Source organism: Filifactor villosus (genome assembly GCF_042652965.1).
In the GTDB taxonomy this organism is placed as follows: Bacteria; Bacillota; Clostridia; order Peptostreptococcales; family Filifactoraceae; genus Filifactor; species Filifactor villosus.
This window is the reverse complement of sequence record NZ_JBHSHL010000013.1, coordinates 146,475-147,179: the sequence shown is the minus strand read 5'-3', so window position 1 is coordinate 147,179 and position 705 is coordinate 146,475. Positions and strand designations below refer to the sequence as shown.

The window sequence follows — 705 nt, the reverse complement described above, 5'->3', positions numbered from 1 at the left end:
CCATTAATATTCCTAAAATCGTTACTACCACTACCAATTCCGCTAGGGTAAATCCTTTTCTTTTCTTTTGAATCTTTTTCATTGTACTTCCTTTCAATTATAACTATTCTTACTTAAATTAACACACTCTTGCTCTCTGCTACAATATTACGGAGTATAGGTCAAAGTAACCAACTGCGCTCCTGCTTTGTTCGACTTATATGTCGATGTTAAAGTCTTTGTGTCTTTATTCCACTTGTAAGTTGCATCTGTAGCTCCTTTTGGTTTTCCTTGAAGTGCTGCAAGACCTTTTGTTGCATCCGTAGACGAAGCAATATATGCTTCAAATGCTGTAGTATCATCCGGCGGGGTCTTTCCATTGTTGTCTGCCATATACATTTGAATCGCAGATACCGCCAACTTGTGGTTCGCCTCAAAAGCCCTCATATTGGCAGAGTCTGAAACAGATGAAAAACGCATTACCGCAATAACCATTAATATTCCTAAAATCGTTACTACTACTACCAATTCCGCTAGGGTAAATCCTTTTCTTTTCTTTTGAATCTTTTTCATTGTACTTCCTTTCAATTATAACTATTCTTACTTAAATTAACACATTCTTGCTCTCTGCTATAATATTACGGAGTATAGGTCAAAGTAACCAACTGCGCTCCTGCTTTGTTCGACTTATATGTCGATGTTAAAGTCTTTGTGTCTTTATTCCAC

Annotated in this window: 2 protein-coding genes; both read right to left on the bottom strand. The window is 36.7% G+C overall.

What is annotated here, in order from left to right; genetic code table 11:
- The coding region (locus tag ACFO4R_RS03730) for a prepilin-type N-terminal cleavage/methylation domain-containing protein (protein WP_379787678.1) at positions 1-82 on the bottom strand (82 nt) is incomplete at its 3' end.
- 65 nt (positions 83-147) lie between these two features.
- A complete protein-coding gene (locus ACFO4R_RS03725; protein ID WP_379787674.1) occupies positions 148-552 on the bottom strand; it encodes a type II secretion system protein in 405 nt (134 codons plus the stop codon).
- Positions 553-705 lie beyond the last annotated feature (153 nt).

Excerpts from the sequence above, each read along its gene's own strand:
- ACFO4R_RS03725 (WP_379787674.1), bottom strand. The coding sequence starts at position 552 with ATGAAAAAGATTCAAAAGAAAAGAAAAGGATTTACCCTAGCGGAATTG.